The following is a 677-nucleotide window of genomic DNA, read 5'->3' on the forward strand; positions in this document are numbered from 1 at the left end:
AGCCGACGGTCGGCAGACGCTCGTGGCGGGCCGACTTGCGACGATTTTGTTGGGGTCATCCTGGTCCATCTGTGGACTCCCGAGAGCCGGTAAACCCGATGTGTTTTGATACGTTTATATAGTCTTATCTATTAACAATTAATACACATCAGGGTTTATACCAGTATTCGTCGCGGTATGGCAGCTTACTTGTAACGAATACCCGGAAATTAGCCACGGTCATTTTTAAATATCCCGGAAAACCCGGAATCGGGCCATGGAAAGATTGCCTTGTATGTCGTCCTGTTGTTATATCCACGTTTCCGGCCAGTCACAATGAAATAATTTGTCATTACCCCGGCGCGCTGGCAACATACCGCCTGAGCGGCGCGCCACCGGTTTTACTTATATAGCGGCCCCATATATTCAAGCCTTTATCCGGACCCTTAATACGGATGTTCTGTTTAAACGGTGCCAGCGGCAAAGAGAGACAACCAGGCATGAGACGCACGCTTCCCGCAGGTCCGCTTTCCCTCGCCCTTATCTGCACCCTCGCCACCGTCGGCACGGCACGCGCCGACGGCCCGCTACGCGGCAACCCCGTGGACGCGCTGCCGCAGATCGAACGCCCGCCCAGCGCCACCCAGCCGCCGCCGGTGGTCCAGGCCCCCACTCCCGAACAACTGGCCCTGCAGGCC

General features: G+C 56.4%; 1 pseudogene. It reads left to right on the plus strand.

The window, feature by feature from the left end:
* Positions 1 to 479: 479 nt before the first annotated feature.
* A pseudogene (locus DNK89_RS23435) lies at positions 480 to 677 on the plus strand (ShlB/FhaC/HecB family hemolysin secretion/activation protein); the annotation flags it as partial.

Origin of the sequence: Acidovorax sp. ST3 (genome assembly GCF_003231145.1) — a bacterium.
Lineage (GTDB): Bacteria > Pseudomonadota > Gammaproteobacteria > Burkholderiales > Burkholderiaceae_C > Acidovorax.